Origin of the sequence: Bacillus sp. SIMBA_008, from assembly GCF_046535495.1 — a bacterium.
In the GTDB taxonomy this organism is placed as follows: domain Bacteria; phylum Bacillota; class Bacilli; order Bacillales; family Bacillaceae; genus Bacillus; species Bacillus subtilis.
On sequence record NZ_JAWRWL010001427.1, the window covers coordinates 1 to 229 of the forward strand.

A 229-nucleotide genomic window follows, 5' to 3' on the forward strand; every position below is an offset into this window, starting at 1 on the left:
AAGTATTGTTTTACCGCCACCGCTAAAAAAGGGAATATGAGGGTCATTGCTGTCGTTTTCGGAGCCAGCACCCCGAAAGAAAGAAACGCCCAAGTGACCAAAATGCTTGATTACGCCTTCAGCCAGTTCAAAACACACCCGCTGTACAAACGGAATCAAATCGTCGGAACGGTAAAAGTGAAAAAAGGAAAACAGAAACTGATCAAGCTGACCACATCTGAGCCGATTT

Annotated in this window: 1 pseudogene; it reads left to right on the plus strand. The window is 45.0% G+C overall.

Annotation, left to right across the window (positions count from 1 at the left end):
* Nucleotides 1–229 (plus strand): annotated as a pseudogene (locus SB658_RS28200) (D-alanyl-D-alanine carboxypeptidase); the annotation flags it as partial.